Below are 15,949 nucleotides of genomic sequence, written 5' to 3' on the forward strand. Positions count from 1 at the left end.
GGAACGGAAGGGCCGTATCACACGGCAGATGATTCGCCTCGGGTGTGAATGTGCTAGCGTCAGCTGACAATATCGACCTTACCGGTGCCGATCCGATACAGGCCTCCGACGACTTTCAGCCGGTTCTGCTCAACTGCAGCCGTCAGAATCGGGCCCGTCGATCTGAGTTTGTTCACATTGTCGATCACATTTTTTCGGGTTGCGTGGGCGGATATATCGCCGGCTTGCCCTAGAGATGCGTTCACCGCGGGAGCAAGTGCGGTCACCAGGGATGAAATGTGCCCTGGCGGCGGCTTATCTTGATGGAGCGACTTGATCGTAGCGTCTATCGCGCCGCAATGATCGTGGCCTAGTACGAGGATTAGCCGCGTGTTCAGTACTGCGACCGCATATTCCATACTGGCGAGCGTATCATCATTAGCGAAGTTGCCGGCGACGCGGCAGACAAACAGATCACCGAGCCCGCTGTCGAACACAAGTTCGGGCGCCACGCGAGAGTCGGCGCAGCTCAAAACCGCCGCATATGGATTTTGGCCTTCGACCAAAGCCGAACGCTCGCGCCTGAAATCGTCGGCTCGCGATGTACCCTGGACATAACGATCGTTTCCCATCAGCAGCCGCTTCAGGGCAGCATCTGGCGACAGCAGGTTATCTGGCTTGGGCGTGCCTTTTGCTTCCCTTGCATCGGCAATTTTATTGCCGAATCGTAGGAAAACTGTCGAAGCAGCAAACAACAACAGCGAACGGCGCGAACGCGCAGTGCTGGTTAAATGGTTCATATTTGGAGAATTGGCTGCATGCATGTGTCGCCTCATCGCACGGCCTTACGCCACCCGGTGGCTTCGGCTTCCGCTTCGCTACAAAGCCAGCGTTCGCTGCGCTTCTTCGTCATATCGATTAGTTCGTAGCTGGCTTGCCCTGGCAGGTGATAAATCCGCTCGCCGCTGCGCTCGACAGTGCCTTTTATCAGGCACTCGGGGGACGGTGGTTCCGACAGCAGGACTGATCCGAGCAGTACTTCCTGCGCGTCGATCGGAACCGACCACGCGCCGATGATCATCGTGCCCTTATTGCGGCGAGGCCAGTCCCACGGAGCGATGAACGCTCCCGACCACAGTCCGGCATGGGCTGTGCTTGCCGACAACTCATAGACAGCGTGAGATGCAGCAGCCGATAGTGCCCAGCCCGAGCGTACCATCCAGACATTCACATTCTCGCCTTCGATGAAGCAGTTACCGAGGGCTCGTCTGTACTCATCGACTCTCTGGGTGTGACAATCCCAGGTTCGCCCATTTGAATGCTTGATAAGCTCGTCGCGAGCAGCTACGCCGCAGGCCCATTTGCGACCGTTGGTGTCGAGACAAATCTGGTCCGTCTCAGGAGCTTCGATGCCTGAGAGCCGAACGTTGGTTTTCTCGATCTCGATCGTATTGCCGTCGAGGATGCGCGGAGCACCGCTGAGCGTCGCGGCGCAGACCGGAGATGTGACGAGAGCGAGCAATGCGAACATAATTCCGCGGTTCACCGACAATAACCTTTCGCTCCTGATCCACGTTTCACGCACGATACGGTGCCGATACATTCGACTGCTTGACAGCATTATGTGCGTTATTCCGCCGGCATTTCCGAGCGCTCTATGAGCGCTTCGCCGGAACGCGAACCTACGGCCTGACGCTGCGTAAGGATCAAGTGATTTCTTCGGGGCGGGCGGCGGTATTCTTCGAGCATCGGCTCTCTCACTAGGACCGCGCTGTACCCTCCACCTGAGGGGGAAATCCTCGCGGGCGGGCCGAACGGGCGATGCTGAACAAACCCGAACCCCGGAATGTTGTGTTTTGCAAAAAAGGAGACCGACTATGAAGCGCCGGCGCTCGCGGTGGAGTCAGGCGTTGAGGAGCAACCTTGTTCTGGTCGGCCACGGCTCCCAGCGGCAATCTTGCCGCTGCCGACGGTTCTGCGATGAAATTTCGCATTTCACACGAAAAGATGTGAAAAATCTTGTCTGGCTCGCTCTGACCGATTTAGAAGAAGACGCAATGGAGTTCAGCGTAGACGCCCGCGCATAACTTAGCTCCTTGCGCGAGCAAACCGCGCAAATCCGATGCCTTTTCCGCCCGGCAGGATGATCGTTGATGTCGACCAGGGCAGGTGGAGCACAGTTATAGAAGTGTTTTCCATGCTTCGAAATCCGGATCTATGACGTGCAGACGAATGGGTGCCAGATAAGCTAGGGCCGAGCCAGTCTGGTCCTCGACGTTCTTGCGTACGGCTCTGAGCTTCCCGGTCTGCACGCTCCGAAATGCGCAAGCGCCCAGCGGTATGCTGGGTTGCTACCGGTGAACGGTTTCCGGTAACTTCCTCGCCGGCTTCGTCTCAGCACTCATTTCCTGGTGCCTTCGACGTTGCTACGCAAACTGATGTCCTCACACCGGGTGGAGTGAAGGCGGGAAAACCACATCTCGCAAGCTCGTGCGCGCCGCTGACACTAGGCGGAACAAACGGAATCGCGCGGCCCGACCTTCTTGCGACGGGACGGACTGCTGCGAGAAAGGCACCCGGACCGTTGCGGATGCTAAAACAAAGCAAGTGTAGAGCGCGTATGTCTTGCAATAGGTTCGAGGCGCTCCGCCACTGCGGCAAGATGTTGCTCTGCGGCGGTTTACTCAGGCCTTGGCTCTCCTAAGTCTTCCTCTTCTTTTGGCTCGGTGCGTTGGAACCAGGAGCCAGGGGGAAATTTCGCGATGCGTTTGGCAAAGGAGGATTGTGGCTCCCAATCCTGTCCTTCTCTCTTCTCGAAAGTGATGACCCCGTTGTGTGTAAAATAACGTGGTCCTTGGATACTACAATTCACCAAGAGCAGAACGCGCCACACGCCACCCTTCTCGGCCGGTTTATCATTCCGCTTCGGTAAGTAGTCCACTCCAACTGGTTCAATGATAGTGCAGCGGCCCTGCCGCAGAAGATCGCCGAGCCGGCCTTGCGGGGTAGTCACAAAGTTGAAGTTGGCCGGATCATGCAGAAAGCGAAGATTTGCGTCCCTTTCGCCATCTGCGACTTCACTGGCGATTAGGGAGAGCGCCAGGGCGCGCCAGCCCAATTCCATCGGCTTCGCATAAGTCGACGCAAGTTCAAGCGTGCCGTCGAGGGCGATCTTCCAGGCGATAACGTACTGTTCGTCCGATTTGTTGTCCCGGTGTCTGGTCCACGAAACGAAAATAAAGTCGTTTTGGCCAAGTTCAACAACGCCCCACATTTGAGGCACGAACTGTGCCACCTTCGAGACATTGGAGATAATTTGTTCTATCGTCTCACCATCTTGCGCTCGCCAAGTTGACTTCAGTCGTTCGACAAGGGGACTGTCGCTGGCCCGAATATTATTGCTCATGGCAGCCGGCCAGGCGAGGCAGATTAAAAATCCGACCACGCTAAGCCATAGCGCGGGTCTTCCAGGCATTCTCTTCATAACCCTCGGCCTATCGCGTTTCATCCAAATATCTTGTGAAGCAGGCAACCTCGAACCTGCTATGCCATCGCAAGAAGTTTACGGGGATGCACCCGCTAGCTGTCCCGCGCGAGCAGGCGCTCCCCTCTATGTCATGCGCAGCTAACTTCCCCGGCAGCGACTGCGTCAATTGGCTGAGCTGGACCTGCCCAGAGGAGGAGACTGGGCATTCCGAGGGTCTGCATTCTTCGTGCCAGGCAATAGGCGGAAAATTTCACGGAGTTTGTGTCACTCTTGTCGACTTTCCGACCTTTGCATGTTTTCGATGTTTCTGTTTGGCGTATCCGCCGCAGCTTGTGCATCCATGTCCCGCACCGGATATTTAGCAGAAGAGTTGAACGCCTCGATGCCGGATGCCTGTGGACGGAAGTGGGTTTGCCGCCATTGAGCTGTGTGGTTCGCTATCGTGCCGCCCGCGTTCGAGCTGCGTGATTGCCAAGCACCAAGCCGGCTTGATCCCAGCTCTGAAGTCTGGGTGGCACGCAAATCAACCCCTCGCCAGTTGCTAAATTTCGCCACGTGCCTTGGCCTATTCGCCGCAGATCCTTTAGTTGAGCGAAGAGCTGGCTAGCTGAGGTGCTGGGCGAACCTCTGGAAATCGCAAAGCCGCATTGAAAGCGCTCTGATATAACGTCGGTACTCCCGCCGGCAGGCTGCTTCTGTCCCTTTCATCAATTTAGCGTGCGGCTCCGCCTCAAGGCAGCTCCGATGCTTATCCGGCATCTGAGAAGGATATGTCTGATTATGACATCTCTGATGAGAGAATGTTTCTAGATGGTGAAGTCACAGAGATGCACGGTCATTCGGCTAGCGGATGTCGCAGATTAGCTTGCACATAATCTGAGAGGTTGACGGAAGAGTTCTCCTGCCGATAATCCAAGTCGTCGAGGTTCTCCGGTTCCCATTGATCCGGAGCTAAGAGGGAAGCCGGTGCAAATGCCGGCTCTGCCCCCGCAACTGTGAGCGGCGAGCCGCTGTCCGACGATGTCGCTGAAGCCTGCACGGCTTCGGGAAGGCCGGACAGCAGCGATGACCAGCAAGCCAGGAGACCGGCCCCGACAATATATTGGTCCACGGGCGGGGTGTCTCGGTGGTGCGCCAAGCAGCCGTCGCACGCGCGACTTCTCCTGCCTGCGTCCGCCATGGCCTTTGTCCCCAACAGGGGTTAACGCTATGTCTCCTCTCTCTCTTCCAGTTGCTACGCTCGGAACGCCACGCATCGGCCCAAGGCGTGAGCTCAAGCTCGCTCTAGAAAGCTACTGGGCTGGAAAGATTAGTGAACAGCAGTTGCACGAAGACGCATTCGGCCTACGCGCAGCGAACTGGGCTCGTCAAAAATCGCTCGGCGTCACGATCATTCCGTCAAACGACTTCTCGCTGTATGATCAGGTGCTCGATACAAGCGTCATGGTTGGCGCAATCCCGGAGATCTACGCCGCGAACGGAGAATCCGTTTCGCTCCAAACGTACTTCGCCATGGCCCGCGGATCGCAATGCGGCGAGCAGGATGCGAGTTGCGCCCAGAGCCCGCGGGGATCTGGCGTGCCCGCGCAGGAAATGACCAAGTGGTTCGATACCAACTACCACTACATGGTTCCTGAGTTTTACCGGGGACAGGCGTTCAGACTGTGCTCTCGCAAACCCGTCGAAGAGTATGAGGAAGCGAGGGCTCTTGGCTTTCAGACCCGCCCTGTCCTGATCGGGCCGGTCACATTTTTAAAGCTCGGCAAGAGTACCGATAGTGCGTTCCAGCCCCTCTCTCTCCTCGATGATCTGATACCCGTCTATATCGACCTTCTGCATGAATTAGCCAAACGAGGGGCAAGTTGGGTTCAGTTTGACGAGCCCTGCCTGGTCCTTGATCTGGATGAGGCGGCGCGAAATTCGTTGCTGCACGCCTATAACCGGTTCGCAAAGGAGGGACCCGCTATCAAGATCATGCTTGCGAGCTATTTCGGCGCCCTAGGCGACAATCTGGATACTGCCCTGAGCCTGCCAATTTCCGGTCTGCACGTCGATTTGGTTCGAGCGCCAGAACTATTGGATCAGATCGTTGCTGACGGCCGAAGTGATCTCGTCATGTCGCTCGGTGTCATCGACGGCCGGAATGTGTGGCGGTCGAACTTGCCGTCGCTCCGTCAGCGGCTGAAGCCCTCGATTGCGAAGCTTGGCAGGCACCGTGTACAGCTCGCTCCATCCTGCTCGCTGCTTCACGTGCCGGTCGATGTTGAACTCGAGACCGGGCTCGCGTCCGACGTCAAGAGCTGGCTTGCTTTCTCGGTTCAGAAGATGCGTGAGCTTGCGATCCTGGCGCGGGTACTCGCAGGCGACCAGAATGTTGGGCTAGCTCTTGCCGAGTCGGAATGCGCTGCGACTGCCCGCCGGACCTCGCCGAAGATCCATAATGCCAACGTCGCTGTCCGAATGAGGGCGATCGATCAGACGATGCGCCAGCGCGCCACCCCGTTTGCCCGTCGTTCCGAGATCCAAAGGGAACGCTTTGGACTACCGGCTTTTCCCACCACGACGATAGGATCGTTTCCGCAGACCACAGCGGTGCGAAATGCTCGCGCGGCGCATGCGCGAGGTGCGATGAGCGAGGAGCAATACGACAGGTTCCTCAAAGAGGAGATAGCCCGCGCCGTACGTTGGCAGGAGGACATCGGTCTTGACGTCCTCGTTCATGGCGAATTCGAGCGTAATGACATGGTGCAGTACTTCAGCGAGCAACTCGCCGGCTTCGCATTTACAAGGAATGGATGGGTTCAGTCCTATGGTTCGCGCTGCGTTAGGCCCCCGATCCTGTTTGGCGATGTAGTGCGGCCGAAGCCGATCACCGTGGAATGGTGGCGCTACGCGCAATCACTAACTAGTAAGCCGATGAAGGCGATGTTGACCGGACCGGTGACGATCCTGAACTGGTCGTTTGTTCGCGATGATATTCCTAGAAGCGAGGTCTGCCGTCAGCTTGCGCTCGCGATGCGCGATGAAGTCCGCGATCTCGAGAATGCCGGTGCGGCGATGATACAGATCGACGAAGCTGCACTTCGCGAAGGATTGCCATTGCGCCGGTCGGACTGGAAGGCATATCTCGATTGGGCCGGAGATTGCTTCCGCATCTGCTCATCGGGCGTTACCGATCAAACGCAAATCCATACACATATGTGCTACTCAGAGTTTAACGACATCATCGGTGCGATCGCTGCAATGGATGCGGATGTCATTTCAATCGAGACGTCGCGATCGAAAATGGAGCTGCTGGATGCGTTCAGGAGGTACGAATATCCAAATCAAATCGGACCGGGCGTGTACGACATTCACTCTCCGCGCGTTCCCGAGACGGACGAAATGAAGGAGCTGATCGTGCTAGCTCGGACGCGCTTGCAGGATTCTCAGCTCTGGGTCAATCCGGACTGCGGCCTAAAAACGCGCAAATGGGAGGAGGTTCGGCCTGCGCTCGCCAACATGGTCGCTGCCGCGCGCGAACTGCGCGCTGCATCCGATCCGCAAATCCGTTGATCCCGAGCTCCGGTCTGTTCTCGACAAAGCTAATTGGGTTATGGTGATTTACGCTTTCCACATTATCGAGGCTATCCTTGCCGCTGACAAAATGCCCGGTCCACTTCGTGGACCGGGGAAGGTACGGTCTCGGAGAAAAGATGGTGACGCGTTACGCTAGTTTCGTCGGCCGCGGGAGAATTGCCGGCTGCTCGATCAAGGCGACGACATTCGCCGAAAATCTGCGACCCATTCAAGCAGAAGTGCCGCAGCTCAATCATGCCATGGTACGCGGCCGTCTAGGCTGTGATTTGTCGCTCATGGGCACGTTGGCAACGGCCGCGACAGCAATGAGAAAACTAATGCTTGACGGACACCGCAAGGCACCGGCGCGGATTCGGTCCGCTCGGAGATGCCGTCAGGCTCCCTCAATCAATCCACGCTAGATAGTTTCCGAAGAGAGGACGTCAAAGGCACTCCGTACCCCAACTCACGCCAATCCATTTGGAATAACGGCTATCCGGGCCAGATACGCCAATGCGTTGGCCGCACAGCGATTTGCTCTCCGGTATTCGCGTTGATCCATCCGCCGAAGATCCGGCGGCAAGGAAAGACCACCCGGTGAATTGAATTACCCTCGATCACGGCAATCTCCAGATCCTGATCGAAGGGCGGCGCCTTTCCAAGCTGCTCCCATGTCAGATCATTAGATGCTGGGCGGTGTTCATAGCTGCGGGGTGACAAATTCAGATAACCTTGTTAACACCGCGCACATCGCTTGGGTTCTGCGCGGACGGGCCCAAGCCGATAACGTTCGGATGGCCCGCGTTCTCGATCGCGTCAGCCGCGGCGGAGGGCTATCGGCCATGCGCTGTTGTGACGAAACATGATCCGCTCGCGAACTGAAATATTTAGATCTGCGCCACGAAACGACATCTGAGCTTTGGTCGAATTGATTTGGATCAGCTCAAGGCCTCGGCCGTTGATATTTGTAGCTGTGCTGCACAAGTTAGACTGGACTCCAGCTCCAGTAATCCGGCCCGGAGCAGGGTAAATGGTCCGGCCGTCTGTCATATCACGTCCCTTGTTGGTGAGACACATCTCCTTATCCTCCGGCGTCATCGTGTTGGTTGTGTGTGGGGGGCCTCCCTCACGCGCGCATTTTCTTAACACCGTTAGATGGGCGGCATCGCTCTGAGCCCATAGCAGGGCCGTCCCGCAGGCCGATAAAGTAGATGCCGTCGCAAGTCGGCGCAATTTATCATGTGGCCGGTCATTGGCCGCCGCGCGGCTGCGGCTGCGTCTGGTAGCAGTCCTAGGAACGGCAGCGGGTACCCGGGCAAGAAAGCATCATGGGCGTCAAGCATTTCGGTCCGCCGTGCGTCTGACCTTACTAGAAGACCACTTCTATCAGAGGCAGCCGCTGCAGCATTGATGCTTGTCAAAAAGTTGTGCGCGTCCGGGATCGGAGGCTCGTGACCGCTACCAGCCGCAGACGCTCGTCGACATGTTCCGAACTCGCGCTTCAGCCAGCGCCTCGCGTTCTCTGCAACAGACCAACGCGTTGAATTGAGGTGCAACCCACGCCCATGGCTAGGACAACTTTTCGCCATTGCTCCGTGCACGCCGACGGTCAATTGATGCTTCGCCTTTCACTCGGTGGCCTTGCCGGGCGCTGATAGACCTTAAGCTCCGGCGCTGAAGTCCTGGACCGGGCTTATCGAAACGTGGGCTAGGACAAGCGTGATGAGCGGCTTCTGCAATCGCGTCTTCAGGTGGACCGCCGATGCAAGTTCGGGGTTCTTGGTGCCCAGCGATCGCTTGCGCGCATAGCCGCCGGCGCATGGCAGAAATCAGCCCGCGATAAGCCTGCACTTGCGGCAGTCGTTCACAAGACTATCGCGGACAACTCGTAAAGTTCACGGCGGACTTTCTTGGCCTATCTTCGGAGGATCAGACAGACCTCTTGGGATGCTCCTTGAGGCAAATCAAATACTCCCCGCGCGAATGGCAGAATAGTGGATAAGCAAACCACACAAAGAGAGGGGGCATGCCTTCATTTAGCGTCCGGTTTATGAAGATCGTTTGCGACGATGCCGGCGGCGAGCATCGTGCGTGCCAGGCAGCATTCAAGGTCGATGCCGCCTCGCTGAGTGCTGCTGCTCAGCAGGCGGAGACCGATTTCTGCCGGCAAAGGCGGGTCCGCGATTGGACAATCTTCGCCGATGTACTGGAGCTTCGAACACCGCCTGCATGAGCCAATCCGTCCACATCATCTTCGAGCATTCCGCGAGGACGAGCTCTCCTGAGTTGCAAGGGCGTCGCACTTTCCGGGTTTCCAAGGAAGTTTAAGGTCTTCAACTCCGGCCAATGCTCTCAGTTCACGCCCGTGACATTCACCGGCGTCCTCGCCAGTCATGGTATTCTTCGGCTATGGCATCCGGCGCGACGACGTGTTCGTGGAGCATGCCTACGACATTGTGTCCGGCTCCGCGTTTCAATCGGATGAGACTTTGCCCTTTTACAGTGACCGGCGTCCACTTCGAACCTTGGCAGCGGTGCTCCGCATCAGCCTTACTTCCGCCCGCTGCCATTCCGTGCGGTAGCCTTACTGTGGCAAACGTTCCAATTATACAATTTGAACCACGCCGGCAGCCGTATATGGAATCCCGAAGGGACGGCAAATACGTCATCCGCCGGCGAACCTGCCAGGTCAGATAGGTTGAATTCGTGGTGTAGAGCACGTATCCGGCAATGGTGTAGAGCGCATCTGACCAGCCGGCCAAGGCGGGATCATCCCAGTGGGTAGAGAACAGACGATCGCGCTGCTCCGCGTCTGTCCTCTGCGGCAGCGGGCACACAAGCTGGCACGCGGGTCCGCCATCGGATCAAGGACCGCTACCTGGACGAACTGAATGAGGACGTCGAAGGAATTGTGAACACGTTGCGGAAGCTTAACGTGACCGTGCATCGACCGATGACACTCGATGCGTCCACCGTGGAGGTTCGCACCCTTGCTTGGTTGGCCGCAGTCGTGCCGCCGCTCAATGTCCGCGACATAGCGTTAGTGGTTGGAGACGAATTGATCGAGACCCCTCCTATGCTCCGCTCACGATACTTCGAGACGCAATTTCTCAAGCCAATCTTCGCGTCCTATTTCGACCGAGGCGCGCGATGGTCAGTGATGCCGCGCCCGTTGATGACTAACCGTTCATTTGACCGCTCCTACGCCCTGTCAACGACCGGTGGTCCAACGGAACCGATCCACCATCCCGGAACACATCCCTATGACGTTGGCCTCGAGATGATGTGGGACGGTGCGCAGTGTTTGCGTGTTGGACGCGACCTCGTCGTAAATATCGCTACCAAGAATCACGCGATGCCATGTGATTGGCTTGAGCGCCATTTGCAAGGACGATTTCGGATCCACCGTGCCTACAAGCTCTGCGATAGCCATATTGATAGTATGGTCATAGCGCTTGCGCCGGGGCCGCTGCTCGTGCGGTCTCGCGAGGTGGCGGACTATTTGCCAGAAGCAATGCGCAACTGGGACATGATAGTAGCGCCCGAGCCAACCAAAAATAGTTTTCCGGCTTACAACGACGACGATCTGCTGTTGTCCAGTCTTTACATTGATGTCAACGTCCTCTCGGTCGCTCCTGACGTCGTCTTAGTCAACGACGCCTGCCCCGAGCTGGCTCGGATCCTTGAACAGTTCAGCTTTCAGGTTGTCCCGGTTCGGCGCCGCCATAGACGGATCTTCGGCGGTGGGTTCCATTGCGTTACTCTCGACACGGTTCGCGAAGGCGGGCCGGAGGATTACTTCAGCTAGTACCGACGATCGTCTGCTTTCCGGGCAACGATCTGCTAAGCCGCTGCTTTGGGAGCCTCATACCTGGCGAAGCTTATGCTGCATCAGCTAGTTGGGAGAAAAATCGTAGCGTAGGCTGGCATTGCCGTAGTTGAGCCACCTAGATAGACTCTCCGCCGCGTTTGAGGTCGACATTGACGGGTGCCTCTCCGGGCGCCGTAAGTCGGGACGTGCACACGCTCACATCTTGCGGCACCATTGTGCGCGTGACCGTCTTCCCTTATCAGGACGGGAGCTTTTGAATGTCATTTGATCGTCCAGTGACTTAAAGGAAACTGTTGCTTCGATGTCACCAGATCGGTGAACAGCCGATCTACGCTTGTGCGAAAAAGAGCCACCACATGTTCGATATCTATTTGAACCAAAGAAACGATCTTTTGGTCGTGCCGAGAGGCTTTGCGATCCCCGCGGGATTGGGCGGGAATTGGAAACGAAAGAAGCGGGCGGTTCGTTTCGTGAGCGACGTCATTCGTCAGGATGTACAACGGCGTGGCTACTACCGACGTCGTTTGATCTCAAGTCGGTCGAAGTCGGCAGTCGAGACCACCTCACGCTCCTAGTCAACGCAGCTATCTAATGCTGAACCGTTCTTCGGAAGAGTCCTGGCAAGATGCAGTCGAAAAGCGTTGCTTACCGCGGCGACGGCAGGCGGGTGTCGTGCAATCGGCTTTAGGAGGAAGCTCTCTTTTGAAAAGCGGCTCGCAGCTCTGGAGCTTACCTCAAAATATGTAATATGGGCTTTTCCTTAAGTCGATGGCGTGCGCGAGTTTTCAGTTGTCGATACTGAAGATACTCGCCTGCAGCCGCACGGTCTGGCGAGTATCGAAGTCGTTAAGCAGCATTTGGCTATCTATTTTAGCAGCGGCCCGGAGTGGACGGACCGTATGAAGCGGATTGCGAGCCGCGCGACCCCACTCGATGTTTTCGGCCAAAAGCTGATCGAGCGGAAGGCCGGGTGCTGGATTATCACCGAAGAGGGAAGAGAGTACTTGAGGCGCTCGAAAACTTAGATCGGGGTACTATGCAGGCGCAGGTTGAGCGAGAGATCGCGCAAGAGCCGAAAGCTGAGCTGCCGCTCCCTTTGGTTTCTCGGCTGGAAGCGAACACGGGCAGAAAGCGTCCCACGGCATGCGATTGAGCCGACGTAAACCGATGTCGACGTGGAGGAAAGCCGCTTGAACCCTTGCTGGTGGTGATGCAGTTCGACTGGATTGCGAAGTTCAATCTAGAAACAGTGTCGTTGTAATCAGTGTTGTGGAGTCGTTGAACGCGACCAAAGATATTGACCTGAGGGACGAAGGATTTGGCCTCTTCGTGCACATCAGTGTCATCGAGACGGTCGGCTAAACTGATTTCCCGGAAGGCATCCGGGTCAAATACGAGAAGGGGACCAAGAACCCCATGTATTGGTTGGCGAAGGCAGCCGACGAAGGTCTCTGCTCGTCTTTAAGCGGTCTACGCCTGTGGTGTCCTGATCGGCGGTGGACGCCAGTCGTGCTGGATTTTCAGCAAATTTCTTATCCCGAAAATTGGGCATGATCCATCAAGCGGCGGCGCTCTTTGCGCGAGTTGAATACGACCAAAAGCGAACTTGACAAAGAGCGCGTGATCAAAGGTGAGTGTGCCTTTAATCATTCTCGTCAGCCACCTCTCTAAGCAATATCGCGGAGACACAACATCTTTCCGTTCTCTGGGCGCACCTCCTTATTTGGACCTGTTGATCTCTATCGCGATTTGGCTCTCGCTTATTCGAGAGCGTGTCGGTTGTTTAGCTCCGGATATAAAGGCGTCGATTGGAACGCTATCAGAACGCGACGTGCGTATGAAGTTTACAATTGCGCAGCTGCAACAGTGCAGACACCTCGCTTCGGAAGACATGCCAAAGCTTACACTTGGCGCGATGTCCTATAATATTGTCTATTTTTTTACCGTCGTCGCGCCGAGAAAACTATGTTACAAGCCGCTCCGCTAAAAAGGAGCATTCATCGTGAAGAAAGCAACTAAGAAAAGCGTTAAGCGGCGCGAATGGACGAAGGCAGATATCAAGGAGCTCAAAGTCCACTCGAAGGCCAGGACCCCGGTGATAAAAATAGCAAAGATGACCAAACGCAGTGTCGGTGCGCTCCGCCAGAAGGCCTTAAATCTTGGAATCGGACTCGGACATCAGCGGTAGCTTGGGCCGCGCTGGTACTTGCACGGTAGGGCGGCTCGCAGGCCGCCCTCAGTGCCCATAGAAGGTTCTCTAGCAAATTGGGTTTGCCGATTCGCGCTGAGGGGTTTTTTGGATGGCGTTTCAATGTGGCGGTGGGGCTCCAGCATCCTCATTGATGGACTTTGTTAGAAAGTGTTGGTCTAAAAGGTTATGTCCGGTCGTGATTCATAATCGGCATTGAAGACATTGTCTTGCTCGTAGCCCTACCAAGGATGTTCCACATGAACGGCGGAAAAATCTCGTCTTCGTGAGTAGAGACGCGGCCAAGCGCGCTTGCTGATCGCGTTATCCCGTGGCATGTTGGATCAGGTCCGTCATTCAGCCTCCTTAGCCCCTGTCAGGGGAAGAGCGACGTTGCGGATCCGCTAACCCAAATACTTCGTGCGGCTTGGACGATTGCGCTTGTCGAAAGAAAGTTGGCCGGAGCTATAATCCAATGTGTTGACCGGCTAGCCGCGGCGCTCACTCAAGTGTGACCCCCGCGATATGACCTGATTCTTTGCAGCACTCCGCTCATATCCCGAAATGTCTTGGAGTATGCCGAGAATCAGCGAGGTGCAGTCGCATTTACATACGTAGCAACCTGCCATGTGCTCGCGCGGTCTTCGGCAAACGTCCGTATAGTTCTTTCCAACCTTCCTACATCCGAGTCAATCTTGCTGCAATTGAGCAGTTGCTTAATTTCGTTCTATTGGTCGAGCAATCGGAGGCGCGATTGCAGTTACCCTTCTGTGATCCCGCCCGATCAAAGTGAATGGGTCTTAGGTCATGAGTAGCAGCCAAAATTCTGTCGTTTCGTCGCTTTGTACGCAAGCTGTTGGTCCTCATGCGATCGGGCGGCTCGCTTTGCTTCGCCCAATCGAGCTAGCGCCGACAGGGGGGCGCGTGCCCAGCACGAGCGCCTGACGATAAGCGGACGTTTTGGTCGTTCACCTGAGTGTGCTTTCTCTCGGTCTTCCACGATCTGGGACCACACTCCTGGCTCATTTGCTGAAGCTCCATCCAGACATTGTGGCTCCGCCTGAACCCTGGTTAATGTTGGCGCTCGAGGCGTTTGGCAAGGTGGATCGGCGCCATCCGGGGGGCAGCGCACTGATTGAGGCCGCAACCTCCGAATTCTTAGGACGGATAGACCGCGCGATCGTTAGCCGCGCTTTTGCAGAAGCAGCATACGATCAGTATCTGGCAGAAGCGGGTAAGCGCATCATCATAGATAAGACACCACGCTATGGACGGTCCTTGACTTTGTTGAATCCGTCTATCCAGAAGCGCCACACATCCTTCTGATGCGCAATCCCTACGCCATCGCCGCTTCATTGAAATCGACCTGGGATTCCATGGCGGGCAGACAGCTCGCAGCCGGTCAGCGTTTCCAGTCTCACTGATCTCATGCTTCGTCTGCCCGATGGCATAATATCTTCACTCCCCGATTTGGTTTTGGGTCTTCCTAGGCTCGCCGAGCAACGTACTCGCCCGCAGGCCCATTTGGTGCAATACGAACTGCTCGTGGCGCGTCCGGACGAGGAAATCCAACGTGTACTGACAGGGCTCGGCTGTGATCCAGATGGCGTCGCATCGGCTAGCATAGGACGAGCAGATTATCTTCAAGCCAGCAGCTTTGGGGATCGAAAAAACGTGGAACGAAACGCCATCCACGGAAGCTCAGTCAAATCACGGCAATCTCAATTGTGCGTCGAGGAGATGCAAACCGTGACCGATCTGGTCGGTGCCGAGCTTTTGCTGGAACTCGGATATGAGCAGGAACTGCTGCATGCCCAGAAATCCGGAGTTCTAGACAGGGGGCGGGAGGTAACTGAACCCTATCGCCGTATATTCCGCACCTGGTGGGATATGCGAAGTACCAATGCGGGAGGATTGCCCGGCTCATCTTACGCTGGAGAGCCGGTCCACACTGCTTTGAACATTTCGGAGAACCGAGACGTGGCTATCGAGACGTTGCGAGGGGAGGTCCCGCGGCTTGAGCAGATCCTCAGCATCTCCTAAGGACGCTGGCGATGGTAACGTCTGGCAAGCTTTCTTCCCTTTTTGGCCGCCGCTCGTCGGCGAATACCTTCGGCGTAGGCCTGTACCTTCGCATCGCGAGGCAATGCTGTCACGAACATGCGCCATCCTGAGCTACGAAGCCCCGCCGCGTGTTCGGGTCATGCTCCGTTCCGCCTTTCCTGGTTGATCGCCATGAAGGCGCCATAGGCGCAGCCGAAAAGGAAGCGAAGCTCATCCTTGGCAAGCGACAGAGATGATCACTTGATGATCCGCTCTGGTCAACCGCTGGCGTGCTCGACCGCGCCCGTAGACCACGTCGGACGCGAGCTCGCATCAACGAGCCGGCCTGCAGAGGAGAGAGCAGGACAAGTACGAAGTGCGACCGTCGTCCAACCAGAGTGCCTCATCGGCGAGGTAGTTGCGCGCAACGAGCGCTGGGATGCCGGCAACTTTTGCTCGCCGCCCACGCCTTGGAACCGCCGTAAAACCGCACGCTCACCGCCGCCATATCGCTCGGTGAGACGTCCCGCGGCGAAGCGGCGTTAAGTAACTGAGATGCTGAAAGCCCAGGAATCGCTTCCAAGATAAAGCGCGCAACTTCATTGGACTTGGCTCGACGTACTCCCGGCAAATCGAGGCGACATGTTGTGTCACAAGGCCGCTCGCCAAAAGGTGTCGAACTGATTCCTGCTCGCGCAAGCATCCAAGATCGCTGGATCGCCATCAAGTGTGGCTCGCCGCGGGCTGCCAACGCCGCTCCATTGCGAGCGCAATGACGTGACACAACAGCTATGGCGGAAGGTTTAAACCGTCATGCACAGCATCCAGTAGGATCTCGCCCGGGCTGCCGAGAAGCTTCGTA

The 15,949-nt window shown here is 56.6% G+C and carries 10 protein-coding genes and 1 riboswitch; of the genes, 6 read left to right on the forward strand and 4 right to left on the reverse strand.

Annotated features, from left to right (window positions below):
- Positions 1-59: 59 nt before the first annotated feature.
- The 4 genes from AB7008_RS10360 to AB7008_RS10375 all read right to left on the reverse strand — a co-directional run bounded on the left by AB7008_RS10360 (position 60) and on the right by AB7008_RS10375 (position 4,021).
- Positions 60-803 (reverse strand): carbonic anhydrase, encoded by a 744-nt coding sequence (locus tag AB7008_RS10360; protein WP_441258791.1) that lies wholly within the window; start codon positions 801-803, stop codon positions 60-62.
- Positions 804-811: 8 nt separating this feature from the next.
- Positions 812-1,525 carry a thermonuclease family protein gene (locus AB7008_RS10365; protein WP_014497787.1) on the reverse strand — a complete coding sequence of 238 codons (714 nt, stop codon included), beginning with the start codon at positions 1,523-1,525 and terminating at the stop codon, positions 812-814.
- 1,134 nt (positions 1,526-2,659) lie between these two features.
- Entirely contained in the window at positions 2,660-3,385 is a 726-nt protein-coding gene (locus tag AB7008_RS10370; protein ID WP_014497786.1) for a hypothetical protein, read from the reverse strand.
- A gap of 345 nt (positions 3,386-3,730) precedes the next feature.
- Entirely contained in the window at positions 3,731-4,021 is a 291-nt protein-coding gene (locus AB7008_RS10375) for a hypothetical protein (protein ID WP_131234261.1), read from the reverse strand.
- A gap of 351 nt (positions 4,022-4,372) precedes the next feature.
- Positions 4,373-4,574, forward strand: a riboswitch (cobalamin riboswitch).
- A gap of 101 nt (positions 4,575-4,675) precedes the next feature.
- Here AB7008_RS10375 and metE point away from each other — a divergent pair.
- The 6 genes from metE to AB7008_RS10405 all read left to right on the forward strand — a co-directional run bounded on the left by metE (position 4,676) and on the right by AB7008_RS10405 (position 15,087).
- Positions 4,676-7,021 (forward strand): 5-methyltetrahydropteroyltriglutamate--homocysteine S-methyltransferase, encoded by a 2,346-nt coding sequence (gene metE, locus AB7008_RS10380; protein WP_011084864.1) that lies wholly within the window; start codon positions 4,676-4,678, stop codon positions 7,019-7,021.
- Between the two features lie 2,029 nt (positions 7,022-9,050).
- A complete protein-coding gene (locus AB7008_RS10385) occupies positions 9,051-9,257 on the forward strand; it encodes a hypothetical protein (protein ID WP_026312600.1) in 207 nt (68 codons plus the stop codon).
- 702 nt (positions 9,258-9,959) lie between these two features.
- A complete protein-coding gene (locus AB7008_RS10390; RefSeq protein WP_197535737.1) occupies positions 9,960-10,832 on the forward strand; it encodes a glycine amidinotransferase in 873 nt (290 codons plus the stop codon).
- A 2,026-nt stretch (positions 10,833-12,858) separates the two neighbouring features.
- Entirely contained in the window at positions 12,859-13,044 is a 186-nt protein-coding gene (locus AB7008_RS10395) for a hypothetical protein (protein WP_014497780.1), read from the forward strand.
- Positions 13,045-14,022: 978 nt separating this feature from the next.
- The gene (locus AB7008_RS10400) at positions 14,023-14,370 is read left to right on the forward strand and encodes a sulfotransferase (RefSeq protein ID WP_011084869.1); all 348 of its coding nucleotides are present in this window, start codon (positions 14,023-14,025) and stop codon (positions 14,368-14,370) included.
- A gap of 201 nt (positions 14,371-14,571) precedes the next feature.
- Complete coding sequence (locus tag AB7008_RS10405; protein ID WP_244442032.1) at positions 14,572-15,087, forward strand: NoeE-like protein; 516 nt, start codon at positions 14,572-14,574, stop codon at positions 15,085-15,087.
- The last annotated feature ends 862 nt before the right edge of the window (positions 15,088-15,949 follow it).

The sequence above is a fragment of the Bradyrhizobium sp. 521_C7_N1_3 genome (assembly GCF_052075975.1).
Lineage (GTDB): Bacteria > Pseudomonadota > Alphaproteobacteria > Rhizobiales > Xanthobacteraceae > Bradyrhizobium > Bradyrhizobium japonicum.